A 19,488-nucleotide genomic window follows, 5' to 3' on the forward strand; every position below is an offset into this window, starting at 1 on the left:
CTGTCTGGGTGTGATGCGGTCCGGTCACGGAGCTGACGCGGCGGCTGCCGGGTTCAGCTGGCGGGTGAGGAACTCGATCTGGTCGCGCACCAGTACTTCGAAGGTCTCGCCGGTGTAGAAGTCGAAGTGGCCGGCGTCATACCTCTTGATCTCTCCCTTGGGTGCGGCGCGCGCGTAGCGGAGGGTCTGGGCGGGTGGCGTGACGGAGTCGGTGTCGCTGACGCAGAAGAGGATCGGCATGGCGATCTTCTTGGCCGCGCGCCCGGGCCGGTAGGTGAGGATGGTCGGGATGACCCGCGCCGCCACCTCGTTGCGGAACGTCGTTCCCGGAGGCTGGAGCGCCTGGTATCCGGGCAGGGCGTCCGGGGCGTTCATGAGGGCCGACGAGCCGGGGGTGGCGGCGATCGGAACCATCACGGGCGGCTTTCCGCGGCCTCTGGCCGCCAGATCGCGGGCGACCACGGGGAGGACCTTGAGTGAAGCGGCAGGGCCCAGTGCGAGCGCGGAGGCGAGACCGTCGGTGAAGGGGCATTGCGCCACGGCCGCTCGCAGTTCGGGGTGGCGGGCGGCGACGGTGATGGCATGGCCGCCGCCGAACGAGCTGCCCCATACGGCGATGCGGGTGCGGTCGACGTCCGTGCGGGCCTTGACGTAGGCGATGGCGGCGTCCCAGTCGGTGAGCTGACGCCTGATCGACAGGAGCTGGCGAGGGTGGCCGCCGCTGTCGCCGAAGTGCCGGTAGGTGAAGGCCACCGCGGCGATGCCGGCCTGCGCGAAGCGCTCGGCGAAGGCGTCCAGCCGCATCTCGCGGACCGCGCCGAGGCCGTGCCCGAGGACGACGACGGGCGGAGAGGTGACGCCCGTGGGGAGGTAGAGCCAGCCGGCGCAGTTGCTGTCGCCGGAAGGGAACGTGATGTCGTGACGGGTGAAGGACTGCTGAGTGGTCATCGTCGGTTCACCGCCCGCTCGTCGAGCGACGGCCCGGCACGCTGCCCGAGGCGAGGGCTCGTGCGTAGGTGCCCGGTGTGTAGAGCGGGAGTTCGCCGGTGGCGTCGGTTGTGGCCTGGTAGTCGAGCATCAGCCTCTGGCCTTCCTCCGACATGACCTGGGCGAAGAACTCGGCGCGTTCGACGTGCAGGCCGTCCTCCAGTGACATGGAGCCGCCGAAGTACACCGACCTCTTGGCGGCCGCGACCGACCCCTTCGACCGCTTCCCGAAGTGCTCGGCGAGTTCGACCGCCTGCGCGACCACCTTGTCCTGCGGAACGACCTTGTCCACCGCCCCGTTGGCGAGGGCTTCCTCGGGTGTGAACGGCTTGCCTTCGAGGATCGCGGCCAGGGACCGGTGGGTGCCGATCAGGCGGGTCAGCCGCTGGGTGCCGCCTCCGCCCGGGATGATGCCGAGGAGGATCTCCGGCTGGCCGATGAAGAAGTCCCCGTCGGCCATGACCCGCAGATCGCACGCCCAGGCGAACTCCGCGCCGAGGCCGAGAGCGGAACCGTTGAGGGCGGCGACGAAGAGCACACCGCTGGCGTTCATCCGCAGGAAGGTCGTGTGCAGACGTTCCAGCTGCAGGGCCCCGCGCATCGGGGTCCTGCGCATCAGGGGCCCGAGGAGGCGGGACCGGTCCACGTGCTTCGCCATGCGTACGACGGCGGTGGCACCGCGTCGGCCGACCGTGGGGCTCGCGGCGCCCTCCTCCTGCAGCCACCGGACCGCGGCATGGCTGACGAACCGTTCGGGATGTGCCCCGGTGAAGACGACGGCACGGATGTTCGGATCACGGTCGGCTCGGGCCACCAGCTTCTCCAGCTGCTGGGCGATGTCGAGGCCGAACTCCTGGAGCGGGCCGCCGTCGACCCGCGCGATCAGAATGGCGCCGCGATCTTCGACCGTGAGACGGCCCTTGTCTTTGTATGGCATGAGTTCTGCTCCCGTGCTGAGTTCATGGGGTGGGAAAGTGCGTCGAAACGGCCGCGGATGCGTGTCGCAGCGATGAGGTCGGGTTCGCCCCGACACGCTGTGCCCGCACGGGCGGCAGGAGACTGGACCAACGCGTGATGACGTGTCCGAGGGCGGACGCGCGTATCCGAGACGGCACGTCACATGCGATGTGTACTATTGCCGTAAGGAATTACATAACCAAGTTATTTCAGGTGTGTCAACGGTGGAGGCGTGCGGGACATGGCAGGGCGGGCGAGGCTCGAAGACGCACCGGAACGACTCGTGCAGGCGGCCATCGGCTTGCTGGCCGAGCAGGGTCCGTCGGCGCTGAAGGCGCGCACGGTGGCGTCCGCGAGCGGACTGTCGACGATGGTGGTGTACAGCCACTTCGGCGGGATCCCCGAGCTGATGAGCGCTGTTGCCGACCACGGGTTCAAGGAACTCGGCGCAGCGTTCGGCCGGGTACCGGTGACGGAGGACCCGGTCGCGGATCTCTTCGCCATGGCCTTGACCTGCCGTCGGCAGGCCCGCGAGAACCCACACCTCTACGACCTGATGTTCGGACTGTCCACTCGGGCGACGTACCGGCCACTGCCGGAAACGGACCGTCGCATGAGCGGGCACTCCCCGGCCTTTCGGGAAGCCCACGCTCATGTCACCGCGGCGTGCGAACGGCTCGTGCACTCCGGCAGGGTGGAGCGACAGGAACCCGAGGCCATCGCCGCCCAGCTGTGGAGTTACGTGCACGGTTACATCACCCTTGAACTGGCTGAGCACTTCGTCGAGTTCGAGGACGCCGTGGCACAGGTGCTCCTGCCGATGGGCGTGAACTTCGCTGTCGGGCTGGGTGACCAGCGGGAGCGTGCCAAGGCCTCCCACGAGGCAGGCGCGCGCCTGTACGACTCGATCGTCCAAGGCCGCTGAGAAGCCTGGTCGTTGGACGCTGACCCGGTGTGCGGCCGCTAGGACGCCCGGGTCTCCGCGGCAGGGGCATCTGTGCCCGGCGTGAGTTGGTCCTGCCTCCCCAGCGCCGCGACCTCCCGTTCGAGGGACGGAACCGCCCGGGCCGCGAAGCGCCTCGCCCAAGGCCAGGCCACTGGTGAATTCAGCACCGCCTTGGCCCAGTTGGCCACGACGACCGCACGCGGGACGTACACGCGGCTGCGTCGGCGCACGAGCCCGTCGACGATCGCGGCGGCCGCCCGGTCGGAGCTCGTTGTCACGTTGCCCGGATAGGGCAGCCGAGTGCGCAGGTCCTGGAACGAGGGGAGGTCCGCCTCGGCGCCTCGGACGAGGTCCGTGTCGATCCAGGAGGGGTGTACCACGCCGACCGTGACTCCGAGGTGGGCCACTTCCTGTCGGTAGGTCAGGGCGAGCAACTCGGCCCCGGCCTTGCTCGCGCCGTAGGAGGCCATCGCGGCCAGCGGCATGAACGACAGCGCGGACGCCACGACCAGCACATGGCCACGGCTGCGCTCCAGATGGGGCGTCGCGTACTTGAGGGTGCGGAAGACACCGTTGAGGTTGATGTCCAGAACCCGCTCGAACGACGCCTCGTCCGTCTGCCGCACCGTCCCGTACGCCACGACGCCGGCGTTGGCGACCACGAGGTCGATGCCGCCCATCGTCTCGGCGGCCTCGTCGATCGCCGCTCGTAGGGCGGCCCCGTCGCGCACATCGGCCTCACGCCACGAAGCGGCGGGACCCAGCTCGTCGGCGAGGGCGCGCAACCGATCGGCTTCGAGGCCGATCACGGTCACCCGGGCCCCTCGGGCGGCGGCCAGGCGGGCCACCTTCTCTCCGATGCCGCGTGCCGCTCCGGTGACAACCAGTTTTCTGCCCTGCAAGTCACGTTTCATGGCGGCAACATAACTTCGTTATTGATGGAGCACAAGAGACTGCGTGCCGGTCGCTGTTCGGTTCACCTGCTGGGTCTCACGACTGGACGAACCTATGCTGGCCGTCATGAGACGGACATCCTTTGCGCAGTGGCCCTGCTCGATCGCGCGCACCATGGACCTGCTCGGGGACTGGTGGACGCCGCTGGTGCTGCGTGAGGCGTTCTACGGGATCCGGCGGTTCGACGCGTTCCAGGAGTCGCTGGGGATCGCCCGCAACACGCTGACGGACCGGCTGCGCCGGCTGGTGGAGGAGGGGCTGATGGAGAAGCGGCCCTACCAGACGGAGCCGGTCCGCCATGACTACGTGCTCACCGAGAAGGGGCGCGACTTCTATGGCGTGCTGCTGGTGATGAACCGGTGGGGGGACCGCTGGCTCTCCGGCGAAGCGGGCCCGCCGGTGACGATGCGCCACGAGGTGTGCGGGCAGGAGACGCATGCCGAGGTGGTGTGCGCCGCCTGCGGAGAGCCCATGACTCTGGACAACACCCACCCCCGGATGGGCCCCGGCTACCCACCGCACCTGGCCGAACGGCCGGATGTGCGGGCCCGGTTCACGGGCTGACCGGGCAGCGCCCTGCAGGGCAGGTCACCCTTGACAAGTGGGTCTATCTACGCAACTTTACTGGTCAGACGCTCATTCGAACGCTCTTGGTGAGAGAGGGGCCGCGGGTTCATGGAGTGGACGGGCGCACGCTATGCGGACAAACCGACGGTTGAGGTCCACACCTGGATCGCCGCACCACCGGCTCAGGTGTGGAGGCTGGTGTCCGACATCGAACTGATGCCGCGCATGAGCTCCGAGCTGCAGTCGGTGGAATGGCTGGACGGCGGCGGGCCTGCTCTGGGAGCCCGGTTCGTCGGCCGGAGCAAGCACGATGCGTTCGGGGAGTGGGCCACCACGTCCCACATCGTCGAGTGGGAGCCGCCGAAGCGGCTCGCCTGGGCGGTAGAGGATCCGCAGTACCCCTCGGCGATCTGGCGATTCACGTTGGAGCCACAGGACGGGGGCACGGTGCTGCGGGAATGGATGCAGATGGGGCCGGCCCCCTCGGGGCTCTCCTTCGCCATCGAACGCATGCCGGAGAAGGAGCAGAAGATCGTCTTCGTGCGCATGCGGGAGTTCGAGGCCAACATGACCGTCACCCTCGAAGAAGTCAAGAAGCTGGCCGAGAGCCCCCGGACCTCGGGGGAGGCGAGTCTGTGATGCGTACCTCCACCACGATCGAAGCCTCCGGCGGCGACTGGCGGGAGATGGTCGACTACGTCACCGAGGCGGAGAGGCTCGGTCTGGACATCTGCTGGGTGGCGGAGGCATGGGGCTCCGAGGCGCCCTCGCCGTTGGGTTATCTCGCCGCGAAGACGGAGCGCATGCTTCTCGGATCGGGAATCATCCAGCTCGGCACCCGCACGCCGATGGCCATCGCGCGCGCCGCGATCACGCTGTCGCAGATCTCCCAGGGGCGCTTCATCCTCGGCCTTGGCCCCTCCGGACCACAGGTGATCGAAGGGTTGCACGGCGTGCCTTTCGGCCGGCCGCTGTCCCGGATGCGCGAGACCGTCGAGATCGTGCGACAGGCCGCCTCGGGGGAGAAGGTCTCCCACTCCGGCCGTGAATTCCAGATCCCGCTGCCCGGTGGGGAGGCCAGGCCCATGCGTCTGTCCGTGCGTGCCGAGCACGACATCCCCGTCTACCTGGCCACGCTCTCGCCGAAGATGCTGCACCTGACCGGTGAGATCGCCGACGGCTGGCTGGGCACCAGTTTCGTACCCGAAGGCGCCAAAGAGGCGTACTTCGACCACCTGGACCGGGGTCTTGCCGACGCCGGCCGTACACGCTCCGACCTCGAGATCTGCCAGGGCGCCGAGGTCGCCTTCGCGGAGGACGAGGACGACCTGCGCATGATGGTGGCCGGACGCAAGAAGGAGCTTGCCTTCAGCCTCGGCGGCATGGGCTCGGCGACCACGAACTTCTACAACAACGCCTACAGCCGCCAGGGTTGGGCCGAGGTCGCGGCCGAGGTCCGGACCCGTTGGCAGGCCGGGGACCGGGACGGCGCGGCCGGTCTGATCACCGACGAGATGGTGCTGGCGACGACGCTGATCGGAACCGAGGCCATGGTGCGTGAGCGACTGCGCGTGTGGCGCGACGTCGGAGTCGACACCGTCCGCTTCTATCCCGCCGGCGAGACTCTCGACGCCCGGCTCGCCACCCTGGGCCGGGCCATCGACATAGTCCGCGCCATCGAGGACGAGGCGCCACGCTGACGGCAGGCCATGGCGGCTCAAGGCGGGTCGCCCTGTGCCGATGCCGTCCAACACGCGCCGGTTCAGGCCAGCCGGCGGTGCTGATGCCCTCGGTCGCCAGGCCCGACATCAGCGGGGTCATCCCAGGCACCTTTGCTGCGCTCGGCGAAGCTACGGGCCGCGCTGGCACGGTGGTCCCCGCGGCTCTCGGATCGCAGCGCGAGCCGGACCCCGACGGCCGCCGTTCCCTGGTGATCGCCGTTGGCCGCGACAGTCACGGCCGGCCCCTGGCCGCGACGGCCCTCGCCGGGCCGGATCCGTACGAGATGACGGGACCCTCCTGGCGAAGGGCGCCGCCTATGCGGCTCAGCCGGATGTCGTCCTCAAGCCCGGTGCGCACGGGCCGGTCGCGGCCTTCGGCCTCGCCGCTCCCGGCTCGGTGCCGCCGAGGCCGGAGTGCATGAAGTCGACGGGGTTCGCGGGCGGCGATGACCGCATGGGCGTGCGCCGAGGCACCCAGGCCACTGTCGAGGTGAAGGATCACGCGGTTGGGGACAGACCGCCTCGAAGCCGCCGTGACCGTCAAGGCGAGCGACCCCGAATCGCCGTGCGCGTCAAGCCCGTTTCGTACCGCTCTGCTCGCGTACGGCGTCGAACATGGCGGTGAGGGCGGGACTCTCGGCGAGGCTGCCCAGCAGGGCGTGCAGCGAGTGCCGTTCAGAAGTGCCCAGGTCGGGGAGGATCTCGCTGTCGAGGCCGACGAGTGTGCGGTTGAGGTCGGCCAGGATCTTGCGCCCGTCGTCGGTGATGTCGACGGCGTAGCGACGTCGGTCCTGCGGATCGCGGGTCCGCGCGGCGTATCCGGCCCGCTCCAGGTCGTCGAGGCTCGTCACCATCGTCGCCGGGTCGATGCGCAGGAATGAGCCGAGCGCCAGTTGGGGCATGGCGCCGTTGTCGGCCAGGGCCTGCAAGACGCTGTAGTGGCGCACTCGCAGGCCGGTACCGCTGATGCCGTCTTCGGCGATCCTGAATGCCACCTGCCCGAGTTTGACCAGCAGGCAGATGGTGTGTTCGGCCACTGTCCCCGGTACCAGTGGAGCCTCGGACATCGTTCATCCCGCCTATGGTTAGCCCTGCGTATCGTCTGGGTCCATCGTACGAGAAAGCCTGGGGCGACCGAACCGGTGCTTGCCGGGCAGGGAACGCGTGGGACCGTCAGCCGACGATGGTCCGGCCGAAGATCTGCCGGGCGACGACCCACTTCTGGATCTCGTTGGTGCCCTCGTATATCTCGCCGATCTTGCTGTCCCGGTAGATCGCCTCGACGGGGCCGGGGCTTGCGTCGGCACCCAGTTCGCGGGCGAAGCCGAGGCCTCCGAAAGCCTGGACGGCGTCGCGTGCCATGTCCACCGACAGCTTGGTGGCGTAGTACTTCGCCATCGCGGCCTCCGGTTCTGGGGACGGGTTGCCGGCGTCCAGGCGCAGGGCGGCCTTGGTGACGAGGGTGCGGGCGTTGTCGATCTCGGTGGCCCGCTCGGCGAGCAGGAACTGCCAGTACTGGTTGGCGGCCACCGGCTTGCCGAAGGCGTGTCGCGTCGACAGGTGGGCCACGGTGTGGTCGAAGGCGGCCTGCGCCATGCCGACCCCGGCGGCCGCGATGCCGATCCGGCCGTAGGTGAGGGTGGTCAGTGCGTGGCGCAGTCCGTGCCCCTCGGTGCCGCCGAGGAGGTCGCCGTCGGACAGGTGTACGTCCGTGAAGCGGATGTCCGCGGTGAGCTGGCCGCGGTTGCCCATCTTGCGGTCGGCGAGGCCGACTTGAACGCCCGGAAGCGCTGTGTCGACGATGAACATGCTCAGCCGCTCGCCGGTGCGGGCGAGAACCACCACGAACCCGGCCACGGGCGAGTTGGAGATCCACCGCTTGTGGCCGTTCAGCACCCAGCCGGTCTCGGTGCGTACGGCCTCGGTCCGAACGGCCTGTGGAGACAGGTCGCTGGAGGCGTCCGGCTCGGTGGTGGCGAACGCGCCGACCACCGAGCCCTCCGAGACCTTGGGCAGCCAGCGCTGCTGCTGCTCCTCGGTGCCCTGCCGCAGTGCGTTGCCCGCCAGGATGCAGTGCACGTCGAAGACGGCCGCGACGCTGCTGGAGCAGTAGGCGAGTTCCTCGATCGCCGCGGCGGTGGCGGTCGCCGGGTGGGTCAGACCGTCGCCGCCGACCTCGCCGGGGAAGGGGATCCGGAAGACCCCCGCCGATGCGAGCGCGTCGAACACCTGCCGGGGGAAGCCGTCCGTGCGCTCGTCGCCGTTCGCGATCGCCGCTGCGTGCGGAGCCACTTCTTGCACCGCGATCCGGCGTACGGCGGTGCGTACGGACTGGGTCTCTTTGGGGGCGAGGAGCTCGTGGTAGAGCCGGTCGCTCTGGCGTGCGGGAGTGAGAGTCATGCGTGGACGATATCATTCGTAGTGCATATGATTAGTTCCTCAATCGATTTTGGAGGTTCGACCATGACGCGAACGTTGGCAGGCAGGACCGTCCTGATGTCGGGAGGCAGCCGCGGCATCGGGCTCGCCATCGCCCTGCGCGCGGCCCGCGACGGTGCGCACGTGGTGATGCTCGCCAAGACCGCCGTACCGCACCCGAAGCTCGAAGGCACGGTCCACACCGCGGTCGAGGAGATCGAGCGTGCGGGTGGTAAGGGGCTGGCCGTCGTCGGCGACGTCCGCAACGAGGACGACGTACGCACCGCCGTCAATGCCGCGGTCAGTGCCTTCGGTGGCATCGACATCGTGGTGAACAACGCCGGCGCGATCGAGCTGTCGTCGGCGGAGCAGCTGGAGATGAAGCGGTACGACCTGATGCAGGACATCAACACGCGTGGCACGTTCCTGCTGAGCAAGTCCGCGATCCCGCACCTGCGGGAAGCGGACAACCCGCACATCCTCACCCTCTCGCCGCCACTGAACCTCGCGCCGCACTGGGTGGGCAGGCACCTCGGCTACACGCTGTCGAAGTACGGGATGAGCCTGTGCACCATCGGGTTCGCCGAGGAACTCGCCGCCGACGGCATCGCCGCCAACTCGCTGTGGCCTCGAACCCTGATCGACACCGCCGCCGTACGCAACGTGGTCGGCGGCGCAGGGCAAGCCCGCAGTCCGCGGATCATGGCTGACGCCGCGTACGCCGTCCTCACGCGTGACGCGCGCGGGTGCACCGGCAATCTGTTCATCGACGACGAGGTCCTGCTCGACGAAGGCGTCACCGACCTGTCCGTCTACAGCCCTGCCGGCTTCGCGGGCGATCTCGCGCTCGACATATTCGTCGACCCGGCCTGATCCCGCTCGGTTCCGGGCTGTGGGCGGGCCTTACTCCTCTCGGACGGCGCCGGGGCCGTGCCCCGGTGCGCAAGGCATGCGCAACAACACCCCGCTCACGGCCGCGCTACCGGTCATGGGCGCGGACTGGGCAGCTGTGAGGGGACGGCCGTTCGACGCGGACCTGGGCATGGGCGGGATCGCCGCCCTCCCGGCGGAGCTCCTCGGACGGGCACCGGCCGGGTCCGCCCCGACGGATCCTGCGAAGGCGGACTCGGCGGACCTCATCCTGTCGACGGCAGTGCCGCTCGCCTGGCGCGGAACGATCCGCGGTCGGCACGCCTGAGGGTGCTCGGCTTCTTCGCCATGAAGCGGAAAGCTGCGGCCGTCCCGTTTCCTGTCCGGCCGGCATCGCCCGGAAGGACCCCGCGGGCAACGACCCGGCGTCCCACGACAGGGCCGCAGGAGCCCTGCGGCTTCAGCCGGCATGCGATGGGGGCCGCGGCCTCGGGCCGATCGCGCTCCTTGTCTCGCTGTCGCGCCGGACCGCGCGACCACGGCCACCGGATCAAAGGCGTACTGACCGCCGCCAGCGACAGCGACATCCCTCTGGCGGCGTGGCCGAACGCGCCAGCGCGAGACGTCGCTGTCGATGAGATGGAGATCAGGCCTTCTGGTTGACCAGGCCGATGTACTCGCCGAGCCGGTACTCGACGTCGAGCCCCTTGTCGGCGGCGACTGCGCCGAGTCCGGCCATGCGCGAGAGGAACCCGGGTTGCGTCAGGGTGTTCCCGAACGCGGCGAAGGAGGCGACGAGGTCGGCGTCCGGCGGCAGTGTCGCTCGGTTGACCGCCGACTTGGCGGTCGCGAGTGCCTGCCGGTCGAAGGAGGCGAGGCGGGCGGCCGTCGCGTCGACGAAGGCGTCGAGTTCGGCGTCGGGCAGGGTTCGGGTGACCCATCCCCAGCGCTCGGCCAGGTCGGCGTCGTAGTCGGCACTGCCGAGGATCGCTTCGAGCGCCCGGTCGCGGCCGATCGAGCGGGGGAGCCGCTCGGCTCCGCCTCCGCCGGGGACAAGGCCGAGGCCGACCTCGGGCTGGGAGAAGAGCGCCTTCTCACGGCTGGCGTACCGCAGGTCGCAGGCGAGGGCCAGTTCGTTGCCGGCGCCGCGGGTGCGGCCGCGGATGGCGGCGATACTGACGTACGGGGCCTTGCTCAGCCGCAGGACCATGTCGGTCCAGACCGGGTTGCCGTCCTCGTGTTCGGGCGCGGGGATTCCGTCGGCCTGGGAGGCGTCGAAGTGGTTGAAGAAGTAGTCGGGGACCTCGCTGCTGAAGACGACGACCTGGAGGGTGGGATCCGTCTCGAACCCTGCGACGATCTCGTGCAACCTGACGAGGGTCTCGGGAACCACCAGGTTCACAGGCGGGTTCGCGAACATGATCTTGGCGATCTGCGGGCTCGTCCGCTCGAGGCGGACAGTGCTGGGCTGGCTCATGGGATGGTGTCGCTCTTTTCGTAGTGGTTGAGGAATGGGTGCCGGCAGGGCGAGCGCCAGGCGCATGGCGCATCGTGAACGGCGGCCCGCAGTGCCCGGCGCGACTTGTGGCGACCGTGTGCCCGGTGTCGTCGGCCTCCACCAGCCGGAACAAGATCGCCGGGGCTGCGCGCGGGCTGAGGGGTCGGTGCAGCCTCCACCCCGCCCCGCACATCCCGGCCCAACCCGTGACCGACCAAGTGGACAGCGCCCCGCAGGTGTTACTCGTCGAGGAACTGAAGGGCGTGCCGCAGGAACCGCTCGGGGTACTGGAAGTGGGCTCCGTGCCCGGCGTCGGGGTAGATCAGCAGTTGGGCGTTGGGGATGTTCTGGGCGAGGTGCCAGGAGTTGATCGAGGCGATCATCACGTCGTTCTCGCCGTTGAGGACAAGCGTCGGCTGGGTGATCGCGTTCAGGTAGGCGTAGGGATTCTCGCCGGGCAGGGGTTCCGCATAGGCGGCAACTGCTTCGAGCTGCGCCTGTGCGACTGCGAGCGAGCTCGGCGGGTCCTGGTCGGCCCGCTGGTGGCGTCGCTCCCAGAAGGCCCGGCCCGCTTCGACAGCGGCTTGCGAGCGGCCGAAGAACAGGAAGAGGAAGTCCTCCACGGTGGGGACCGGATTCGTCGCCACCTCGGGCACTTTGGGGTCCATCGTAGGGTCCCCGCCGCGGAGGCCGGTGCCGAGCAGGAGGAGCTTGCGCACCAGCTGCGGGTGGCGCAGCGCGACTTCCTCTGCCTGCCAACCGCCGATCGAGAAGCCGAGCAGATCGACCTGCTCCAGCCCCAGCGCCTGGATGACCGCGGCGATGTCGTCGGCCATGTCCTCCATCCGGTTGCGCGGCGTGCCGGATGACGAGGCGATGCCGCGCCCGTTGAACAGGATGACCTCGCGGCCTTCGGCCAGGCCGTCGGTGAGCAGGGGGTCCCAGTGGTCCATTCCCCCGCGGAGGTGCTGGACCAGGAAGATCGGGACGCCGGAGGGCTTGCCCCAGCGGCGGTAGGCGAACCGGTCGCCGTCGACCTCGATGTACTGAGTCGGGGCGGTCACATGCGTATCACTCATGGCCTGGGCCTTTCTGGTGGGGATGAGCAATACGATGACGGTCATAATTTAAAAAGTCAACCTCATAGATGTCGATCGACATCTATGTATCCTTGTTCGTCGAGTGTCAACCGTGGAAGGGGCGGCTGGACATGAGGGTCACCAGGGCACAGGCAGAGCAGAACCGTGCGCACATCGTCACGACGGCCGCCCGGCTGTTCCGGGAGCGCGGCTATGACGGCGTCGGCGTGGCGGAACTGATGGCGGCCGCCGGGTTCACTCATGGAGGGTTCTACAAGCACTTCTCCTCCAAGGCCGGCCTGATGGCCGAAGCGTCCGCGAGCGGGCTCTCGCAGACCGCGGCACGGGCGGAGAGTCTGGGCCTGGCCGAGTTCGTCGAGGGCTACGTCTCCCGGGAGCATCGCGACGGGCGCGGCGACGGCTGCACCATCGCGGCCCTCAGCGGTGATGCCGCACGTCAGCCGGCGGACGTCAAAAGAGAGTTCGCAGCCGGGATCGAGGGCCTGCTGACGGCCCTTCAGGCCCCGAGCGACACGCTGGAGGACGCGGACCAGCGTGCGGCCCGCACCACGGTGATCGGCATGCTCGCCCATTCGGTCGGAGCGCTCATGCTGTCGCGGGCGTGCCCCGACGGTTCTCCGCTGGCGGACGAGATCCTCGATACCTGCCGCAAGGACCTCCTCACCTCGCTGGCGCACCACAACAACGACCAGCCGACGGCACCGAGGACAGAAGCCTGACCACAGCCGACCCACGCAAGGCCCACCACCCGACGGTCAGGCCCTGAGTCAAAGGGGATTTCGCGGTGCGGTCATGTTCGGGTTGCGCCGCTCAGGTGCGGCGGGCGGACTGCGGTGGCGGGTGCGGTTCTGCGGGGTCAGTTCGGGCTTGGGGCGCAGTTGTGCTCGATGCCCAGTAGTGCGAGGGCGTTGTGGATGCCCTGATCGAGGACTTGATCGGCGAGCTGCGGGTCGGCGAGGGCTCGTGCGAGCTGGAGTGTGCCGGCCATCATGGCGTACGAGCTGAGTGCCAGGGGGCGGACTGAGAGCGGGTCGTTGGGCGCCAGGCGGGTGGCGATGCCGTCGGCGACCACCAGTACGCCCGCGGTGTAGGCCTGCTTGGTCGGGTGTGCGCAGCGCCCTATCTCGTCGAGCAGGGCGGCGGAGGGGCAGCCGACGTCACGGCTGTCACGGTGCCAGGGGGACAGGTACCAGCGCACGATCTGTTCGAGGCCGGCGCGGCCTGGGTCCGCGTGCGCGACGATGATCGCGTTCTGGGCCTGTAGCTGGTCCGCGATCGTGGTGGCCACGAGGTCGTCCTTGGACGCGAAGTGGGTGTAGAAGGCGCCGTTGGTCAGCCCGGCGTCCTTCATGAGTGCCGTGATGCCCGAGCCGTCGATGCCGTCCTCCTTGAAGCGGCGGCCCGCCGTCTCGATGATCCTCTGCCTGGTGGCCTGCTTGTGCTCTCTCCCGTATCGCACCGCACACTCCTCTACGTGCCGGGTGGGCCACTCGCCCTCCAGCGGCTCCTTCAATGTATTGTATTGTGAACGTAATTCAATAACCTCGGATTCTGACGCGCTCGCGGCCGGGGTGGGGTCGCCCGCCTGTCGGCCCCACCGCACTGCACTGCTTGCGCCGTTGGCCCGCATGCGGTTCCGCCGCAACGACGCAATGCGCCTGGGACGTGACTGCCACTGCCTCAGCCAGTCCGGTCTCGTCGGCCTCGGCGGGCATGGACAACTCGGTTCGCGGCCAGCCGTCCGGCAGTACGGGGTCGGGGATTAGCCGGCCGATCAGCGCACTGCGACGGTGACGACGGTCCAGGCATCGGGTGCAGGCTCGTTGAACCCGTCGAGCACGGTCTTGGTCAACTCGCGGGTGTCTGTCGAACAGTCGGTCCACCTGTCCGGATGCGCCCGCCCGATCGCCCAGCTGGGCGGTGGGGCGTCGGCGAGCGGGCTGGGAACGGCGACCGTGTGTGCTCTCGCCGAGGAGGCCGGCACGGCGCCGCCGAGGGTTGTCCCTTCGTCCAGCGGCAGCAGTCCAGTGCTGCGCAGGAACAGGAGTGGCCGCGACAGGTCGAGGGCGGGTCGGACCTTGATGGCGACGGCGCTCGCCGCGCTACCGGCCGGCCCGTGAGCTCGGCGCAGCAGACCCGTGGATGGACATGGTCGGTGCGAAGGAGTCGCCGCCGCTCAGAGTGAAGTGGCCCGGTCGTCAGGGCCGAATGCTGGGGCCTCACGCACAGCTCGCCTTCCTCAAGGGCCTTGGAGGGCCACGCCGTGTTGGCCATCCCGGCCACTTCGCGCGCGGAGCTTGTGCCGACCCACGATGTTCTGTGTGAAGTCGAGGGGAAGGGCGCCGCCAGGGCTGCGCCGGGCCCGCTGCGGGTGCGGTGCGGGTGGGAGTTGAAGCCGCACCGGTGGCGCGGGGGCGGGGTCGAGGCGGGCGTTGTCGTAGTCCACGGTGCGGACTCCGGCCCAGTCCTCGTCCTGGAATTCGGGCGCAGTCAGGCCTCGTGCCTACGCCGGGCATCCATGTCCTGACCGTCGTGCAGATCGTCGGCTGTCGCCGGTCCGGGGCGGACGTCCGCGACTCGTCGGTCACGACCCTCTGGTGGCTGTCGGTGTAGGTGGGTCGCGCCCTGCCCTGGCGGTGCGCTGTGCTGTGCACCGCGACGCTCGGCGGAACTCGTGATTCCGCCGCTGTGCATCTCGCTCGGCCCGCCCACTTGCAGTCCGATAGAAGTATGGTCATACTTCAATGGTCGACGAGTTGCTCAGGACCTGAATCCAAGGGGTTTCCCACTTCCGGGGCCTCCTCTGACCGCCGACTCCGGACTGCAGTCGCAGCCGGGAGACCGGGAACCGCTCTGCGCCCACCTGTGAGGAAGCAGAAATCTGCGCACAGTGGCGGTAACCCACACATCGAAGGGCACGACCGTGAACGCACGCGAAACACGAGGCGACGTGGTGACGTCGTACAAGAACGCGCAGACCCGCACCGTCACCGCCGACGGAGTGACCTTCGCCTACCGCGACCTCGGCCCCCGGACCGGCATGCCGGTCATCTTCATCACCCACCTCGCCGCGGTCCTGGACAACTGGGACCCCCGGGTCGTCGACGGCATCGCCGCCAGGCACCGGGTGATCACGTTCGACAACAGGGGCGTGGGCGCGTCGACCGGCGAGACGCCGAAGACCATCGAGGAGATGGCCAAGGACGCCGTCACCTTCATTCGGGCGCTGGGGTTCGAGCAGGTGGACGTCCTCAGCTTCTCGATGGGCGCCATGATCGCCCAGGTGATCGCCGAGACCGATCCGCAGCTCATCCGCAGGCTGATCCTCGCGGGCACCGGTCCGGCCGGAGGCGAGGGCATCAAGAACGTCACCCGGATCTCGCACTACGACACCCTTCGGGCCCTGCTCACCCTTCAGGACGTGAAGATGTTCCTCTTCTTCACCCGCACCGCGAACGGGCGTCGGGCCGGCAAGGAGTTCCTGGCCCGCCTGAAGGAGCGCACCAAGGACCGGGACAAGGCGATCCGCCTCACCTCCTACTTCTCCCAGCTCAAGGCCATCCACCGCTGGGGGCTGGCAAAGCCGCAGGATCTCTCCCGCATCCAGCAGCCCGTGCTCGTCGCCAACGGCGACAACGACAGGATGGTTCCGACATCGAACTCGCACGACATGGCCCGACGACTGCCCAACGCCGAGCTGGTGATCTACCCCGACGGCGGCCACGGCGGCATCTTCCAGTACCACGAGCAATTCGTGCCGACGGCGCTCGAGTTCTTCGGCCGGCCGTAGGGCCGCGGTGCGGTCCGCGCACGGGCCAGGGACGCTGACTCAGAGCCGTGACGCCCGCCGGGCGTCACGGCTCTCGTCATCTGTTCGATGTCACCGGCCTGCTCGTTTGTCGGCCGTGCGGCGCCGAGGTGGTTGTCGTGCGGGAAGTCGATGCGGAGACAGGACTGGTCGACGTCCCGTCCGGGTGCCAGGTCCGGGACCTGTGCTGTCGCCACGGCATATATCGAACGCGCGCAGCGCCACCGCCGTACGAGCGGAGGACCGCCACGCCGGTGTCGCTTCCGGGGTTGCGATTGCCCCCGCGGGCCACCCGCTCAGGCTGACGGCGGAAACGCGGTGCATGGCACCGGCGTCCTGGCTGTTGCCAGTTGGTCACACGGCCGGGACCGACCGGCACCGCGCCAAGGCGAGGACGTTCTCGATTCCCTGCTCGAGGACCTCGTCGGAGAACTTCCGGTCGGAGAGCGCCCGGGACAGCTGCAACGTTCCCACCGCCATGGTGTAGATCCCGATGGCCTGACCGCGGGCGGACTGCGGATCCTCGGGTGCCAGGCGGGCGGCGAGCTCGTCCAGGATGGCCCTGGCGCCGTCCGTGTAGGCGTCCTTGGTCGCGTCACCGCAGCGGCCGATCTCGTCGAGCAGGGCTGCGGACGGGCAACCGTCGCCGGGGTTGTCCCGGTGCTCGGGCGACAGATACCCGCGGATGAGATCCTCGAGTCCCTCGCGGCCGGGCCGCAGGGTGCCGTACTGCTCCACCTGTGCGCGCAACTGCTCGGCGACGACGTTGGCGACGAGGTCGTCCTTGGACTCGAAGTGGGCGTAGAAGGCCCCGTTGGTGAGTCCGGCGTCCGACATCAGCGTGGAGATGCCGGAGCCGTCTATACCGTCCTGCTTGAACCGGTGGCCGGCCCTCTCGATGATCCGCTGCCGCGTCACCTGCTTGTGCTCTTTGGTGTAGCGCGCCACAGGGGTTCCTCCCTCAACTCCGCAGGACCATTGCCCCGTATCTCATCCTAATCCATGGTCTGACATATGTAATATTATGACCGACAGGCAATTTTGGGGACCGCGCTGCAGCCCCCTTCGGTTATGGGATGGGGGCCAAGGCTTTTCGGGGGACCCCGTGTTCACCGCTGCCTGGCTGTGCGGTGCGTACGCCTGAGTGCCCGAGGAAGGCGACTCCCTCGGGCGCCGGGCGCTCTGGTCAGGCGGCGTAGGTGGGGTAGTCCGTGTAGCCGGCCGAGCCGCCGCCGTAGAAGGTGGCGGGGTCGGGTGTTCAGGGGCGCGCCGGCACGTATGCGTTCGACCAGGTCGGGGTTGGCGAGTGCCATCGAGCCCACGGTGATGACGTCGGCGATGCCGTTCTCGATGTCCTTGGCGCGGGTGGCGATGTCGGTGCCGGCCCTGTTGAGGATCAGCGTGTTGGGCCACAGCTCACGCAGCGTGCCCAGGAGTCCCTCGTTGCCGCCGTGGGCGAGGTGCAGGTAGGCGAGGTCGAGGGGGGCGAGGGCGCGCACGAGGTGCGGGTAGAGCTCGTGGGGGTCGTCCTCCGCGAGGTCGCCGAGCTGGAAGGGGTTGCCGGGGGAGGGCCGGATGCCGGTGCGGTCGGCTCCGATCTCGTCGGCCACGGCGGTGGCGACCTCGACCGCGAAGCGGATGCGGTTGTCGAGGGAGCCGCCGTACTGGTCGGTGCGCTGGTTGGTGCTGGGGAAGAGGAACTGGTTGACCAGGTAGCTGTTGGCGCCGTGGATCTCGACGCCGTCGGCGCCGGCCGCGATGGCGGCCGCGGCGGCCCGCCGGAAGTCGTCGACCGTCGCGGCGACCTCCTCCCGGGCGGAGAGTCTGGGCCTGGCCGAGTTCGTCGAGGGCTACGTCTCCCGGGAGCATCGCGACGGGCGCGGCGACGGCTGCACCATCGCGGCCCTCAGCGGTGATGCCGCACGTCAGCCGGCGGACATCAAAAGAGAGTTCGCAGCCGGGATCGAGGGCCTGCTGACGGCTCTTCAGGCCCCGAGCGACACGCTGGAGGACGCGGACCAGCGTGCGGCCCGCACCACGGTGATCGGCATGCTCGCCCATTCGGTCGGAGCGCTCATGCTGTCGCGGGCATGCCCCGACGCGGCGACAGCGACGCCAGCGCCGGCGACAGGCTCGTCGAGGCGTTGGGCGCCCTGTGTCAGGATCTTGAGGTGCCCCCTCAACAAGCCCACGGCGTCGACAAGGACAACTGGTTCGGCCTGTTGCCTCTCGCGGCCGAGCAAGCGCTCGTGTCCGGGCGCCCGCCAACAACCCCGTCGTACCCAGCGTGGACGAGATCCAGGATCTCTACGCGAAGCTCTCGTCTGACACCAGGCGAGTGGGGAACATGATGGCCACGACAACCTGGTCCGCGCGGACGGCGATGACGAGTCATGACTGAAACCGCTGCGGCCGCGGTTCTCTCCGACATCCACCGGGGCGTCGGCCGCATCCTGCTGAACCGGCCCAAGGCGCTCAACGCCCTGACCACAGAAATGGTCGCCGCCATCGACCGTGTGCTTGCCTCATGGGAGGGCGCACCGCTGTCCGCTGTCGTCCTCGCCAGCACCAGCACGAAGGCGTTCTGCGCCGGTGGGGACATTCGCACGATCCGCGAACACAGCCTTGCGGGCGACGTCGAGGCCAGTGAGCGGTTCTTCGCCTCCGAGTACCGGCTCAACGCCCGGATCGCCGAGTACCCCGTGCCGGTCGTATCGCTCATCGACGGCCTGTGCATGGGCGGCGGTCTGGGGCTGTCGGTCCACGGCGGCTTCCGTGTCGTCACGGAACGCGCGGTGCTGGCGATGCCCGAGACCGGGATCGGGTTCTTCCCGGACATCGGGGCGAGCTACTTTCTGCCGAGGCTGCCCGGCGCGATCGGCATGTACCTGGGACTGACCGGGCAGCGGATCGACGCGGCCGACGCCCTGTACACGGGGCTGGCGACGCACTTCGTTCCCGCGGACCTGTTGGACACGGTGGGGGAAGCCCTGGCCGACAGCCCCGATGAGCCGGTGGACGTCGTCCTGAACCGCGTGGCGGGCCGTTCCCCGGTGGCGGAGAGCAGGCTGGCGGAGGTCCGTGGGGACGTGGACTGGGCGTTCGGGGCGCCGACCCTCGGCGAGATCGAGAAACGCCTGCGTCACCTTTACACCCCTTGGGCGGCAGCCGCGTTGGGCGCCCTGGAATCCGCCTCGCCGCAGAGCCTGGAGATCACCCATGCCTTGCTGGCCCGGGGCGGCCAGCGCACTTTGCGCGAGTGTCTCGATGCCGAACTCGCCCTCACGCGCACGACCATCCGCACCCCGGACTTCCTGGAGGGCGTCCGTGCCGCCCTGGTCGACAAGGACCGCACTCCCACCTGGCAACGTGCGTCACTCGGCGGAGGGACGCTGTCGTCCTGAACGTGTCCGCCGTGAGCAGGGACATCACCTTGCGAGCGGGCGTGAGAGTCGCGCGTCGACGAAACGGGGACCGGCGGCCATGCTGTCCATGACGGCCGGGTCGCCGCTGATGCGAGCGGTCTGACCGCGTCCGTACTGAGCCGCATCTGATCGACCGCGGCGACAGCGCGCCACCTTTGTCGCGGTTCGCGTTCTGGACCGAGTGGTGGCGAGGAACGGTCTATCAGGGATTGGGCCGGCAGGACACGGTTTGCGCGG

19 protein-coding genes are annotated in these 19,488 nt (G+C 69.1%); 9 read left to right on the forward strand and 10 right to left on the reverse strand.

Translation table 11 applies throughout. The features are described from left to right. Positions 1–24: 24 nt before the first annotated feature. Positions 25–948, reverse strand: coding sequence for an alpha/beta fold hydrolase (locus ACFZBP_RS19040; RefSeq protein WP_391414446.1), 924 nt, complete (start codon positions 946–948; stop codon positions 25–27). A 7-nt stretch (positions 949–955) separates the two neighbouring features. Next, entirely contained in the window at positions 956–1,924 is a 969-nt protein-coding gene (locus ACFZBP_RS19045) for an enoyl-CoA hydratase-related protein (RefSeq protein ID WP_391414448.1), read from the reverse strand. Positions 1,925–2,185: 261 nt separating this feature from the next. Between ACFZBP_RS19045 and ACFZBP_RS19050 the strand changes: the two genes are divergently transcribed. Continuing rightward, entirely contained in the window at positions 2,186–2,869 is a 684-nt protein-coding gene (locus ACFZBP_RS19050) for a WHG domain-containing protein (protein ID WP_391415097.1), read from the forward strand. 38 nt (positions 2,870–2,907) lie between these two features. Here the strand turns inward: ACFZBP_RS19050 and ACFZBP_RS19055 are convergent, their stop codons facing one another. Next, a complete protein-coding gene (locus tag ACFZBP_RS19055; protein ID WP_383461140.1) occupies positions 2,908–3,804 on the reverse strand; it encodes a short-chain dehydrogenase/reductase in 897 nt (298 codons plus the stop codon). 106 nt (positions 3,805–3,910) lie between these two features. On the opposite strand from ACFZBP_RS19055, the gene ACFZBP_RS19060 reads away from it, so the two are divergent. The 3 genes from ACFZBP_RS19060 to ACFZBP_RS19070 all read left to right on the forward strand — a co-directional run bounded on the left by ACFZBP_RS19060 (position 3,911) and on the right by ACFZBP_RS19070 (position 6,111). After that, positions 3,911–4,408, forward strand: coding sequence for a winged helix-turn-helix transcriptional regulator (locus tag ACFZBP_RS19060; RefSeq protein WP_391414451.1), 498 nt, complete (start codon positions 3,911–3,913; stop codon positions 4,406–4,408). 111 nt (positions 4,409–4,519) lie between these two features. Then, positions 4,520–5,050 (forward strand): SRPBCC family protein, encoded by a 531-nt coding sequence (locus ACFZBP_RS19065; RefSeq protein ID WP_391414453.1) that lies wholly within the window; start codon positions 4,520–4,522, stop codon positions 5,048–5,050. Further along, on the forward strand, positions 5,050–6,111 hold the full coding sequence (locus ACFZBP_RS19070) for an LLM class flavin-dependent oxidoreductase (protein WP_391414455.1): 1,062 nt from the start codon (positions 5,050–5,052) through the stop codon (positions 6,109–6,111). Before ACFZBP_RS19065 ends, ACFZBP_RS19070 begins: the two co-directional genes overlap by 1 nt. Before the next feature lie 593 nt (positions 6,112–6,704). On the opposite strand, the gene ACFZBP_RS19075 is transcribed toward ACFZBP_RS19070, so the two are convergent. Both ACFZBP_RS19075 and ACFZBP_RS19080 read right to left on the reverse strand, forming a co-directional pair. Beyond that, positions 6,705–7,199, reverse strand: coding sequence for a MarR family transcriptional regulator (locus ACFZBP_RS19075; protein WP_391414457.1), 495 nt, complete (start codon positions 7,197–7,199; stop codon positions 6,705–6,707). A gap of 106 nt (positions 7,200–7,305) precedes the next feature. Further along, a complete protein-coding gene (locus tag ACFZBP_RS19080) occupies positions 7,306–8,532 on the reverse strand; it encodes an acyl-CoA dehydrogenase family protein (protein WP_383461156.1) in 1,227 nt (408 codons plus the stop codon). A gap of 63 nt (positions 8,533–8,595) precedes the next feature. Here ACFZBP_RS19080 and ACFZBP_RS19085 point away from each other — a divergent pair, with 63 nt between their 5' ends. After that, positions 8,596–9,423 (forward strand): SDR family oxidoreductase, encoded by an 828-nt coding sequence (locus ACFZBP_RS19085; RefSeq protein ID WP_391414460.1) that lies wholly within the window; start codon positions 8,596–8,598, stop codon positions 9,421–9,423. Positions 9,424–9,499: 76 nt separating this feature from the next. Continuing rightward, entirely contained in the window at positions 9,500–9,748 is a 249-nt protein-coding gene (locus ACFZBP_RS19090; protein WP_391414462.1) for a hypothetical protein, read from the forward strand. A gap of 318 nt (positions 9,749–10,066) precedes the next feature. Here ACFZBP_RS19090 and ACFZBP_RS19095 read toward each other — a convergent pair whose 3' ends face one another. Beyond that, positions 10,067–10,897: an enoyl-CoA hydratase-related protein gene (locus ACFZBP_RS19095; protein ID WP_391414464.1), complete on the reverse strand. Its 831-nt coding sequence runs from the start codon at positions 10,895–10,897 to the stop codon at positions 10,067–10,069. 260 nt (positions 10,898–11,157) lie between these two features. Then, positions 11,158–11,997: an alpha/beta fold hydrolase gene (locus ACFZBP_RS19100; protein ID WP_383448557.1), complete on the reverse strand. Its 840-nt coding sequence runs from the start codon at positions 11,995–11,997 to the stop codon at positions 11,158–11,160. Positions 11,998–12,128: 131 nt separating this feature from the next. Between ACFZBP_RS19100 and ACFZBP_RS19105 the strand changes: the two genes are divergently transcribed. Further along, positions 12,129–12,737: a TetR family transcriptional regulator gene (locus ACFZBP_RS19105; RefSeq protein ID WP_391414466.1), complete on the forward strand. Its 609-nt coding sequence runs from the start codon at positions 12,129–12,131 to the stop codon at positions 12,735–12,737. A 137-nt stretch (positions 12,738–12,874) separates the two neighbouring features. On the opposite strand, the gene ACFZBP_RS19110 is transcribed toward ACFZBP_RS19105, so the two are convergent. Further along, positions 12,875–13,477, reverse strand: a complete 603-nt coding sequence (locus ACFZBP_RS19110; RefSeq protein WP_391414468.1) for a TetR family transcriptional regulator — start codon at positions 13,475–13,477, stop codon at positions 12,875–12,877. Between the two features lie 1,464 nt (positions 13,478–14,941). On the opposite strand from ACFZBP_RS19110, the gene ACFZBP_RS19115 reads away from it, so the two are divergent. Continuing rightward, the gene (locus ACFZBP_RS19115; protein WP_391414470.1) at positions 14,942–15,808 is read left to right on the forward strand and encodes an alpha/beta fold hydrolase; all 867 of its coding nucleotides are present in this window, start codon (positions 14,942–14,944) and stop codon (positions 15,806–15,808) included. Positions 15,809–16,180: 372 nt separating this feature from the next. On the opposite strand, the gene ACFZBP_RS19120 is transcribed toward ACFZBP_RS19115, so the two are convergent. Both ACFZBP_RS19120 and ACFZBP_RS19125 read right to left on the reverse strand, forming a co-directional pair. After that, positions 16,181–16,774 (reverse strand): TetR/AcrR family transcriptional regulator, encoded by a 594-nt coding sequence (locus ACFZBP_RS19120; RefSeq protein ID WP_383448565.1) that lies wholly within the window; start codon positions 16,772–16,774, stop codon positions 16,181–16,183. A gap of 161 nt (positions 16,775–16,935) precedes the next feature. Then, positions 16,936–17,586 (reverse strand): hypothetical protein, encoded by a 651-nt coding sequence (locus tag ACFZBP_RS19125; RefSeq protein ID WP_391415099.1) that lies wholly within the window; start codon positions 17,584–17,586, stop codon positions 16,936–16,938. A gap of 633 nt (positions 17,587–18,219) precedes the next feature. Here ACFZBP_RS19125 and ACFZBP_RS19130 point away from each other — a divergent pair. Continuing rightward, positions 18,220–19,230 (forward strand): 3-hydroxyisobutyryl-CoA hydrolase, encoded by a 1,011-nt coding sequence (locus tag ACFZBP_RS19130; protein ID WP_391414473.1) that lies wholly within the window; start codon positions 18,220–18,222, stop codon positions 19,228–19,230. Positions 19,231–19,488 lie beyond the last annotated feature (258 nt).

It is taken from the genome of Streptomyces sp. NPDC008086, from assembly GCF_042957325.1.
GTDB lineage: Bacteria > Actinomycetota > Actinomycetes > Streptomycetales > Streptomycetaceae > Streptomyces.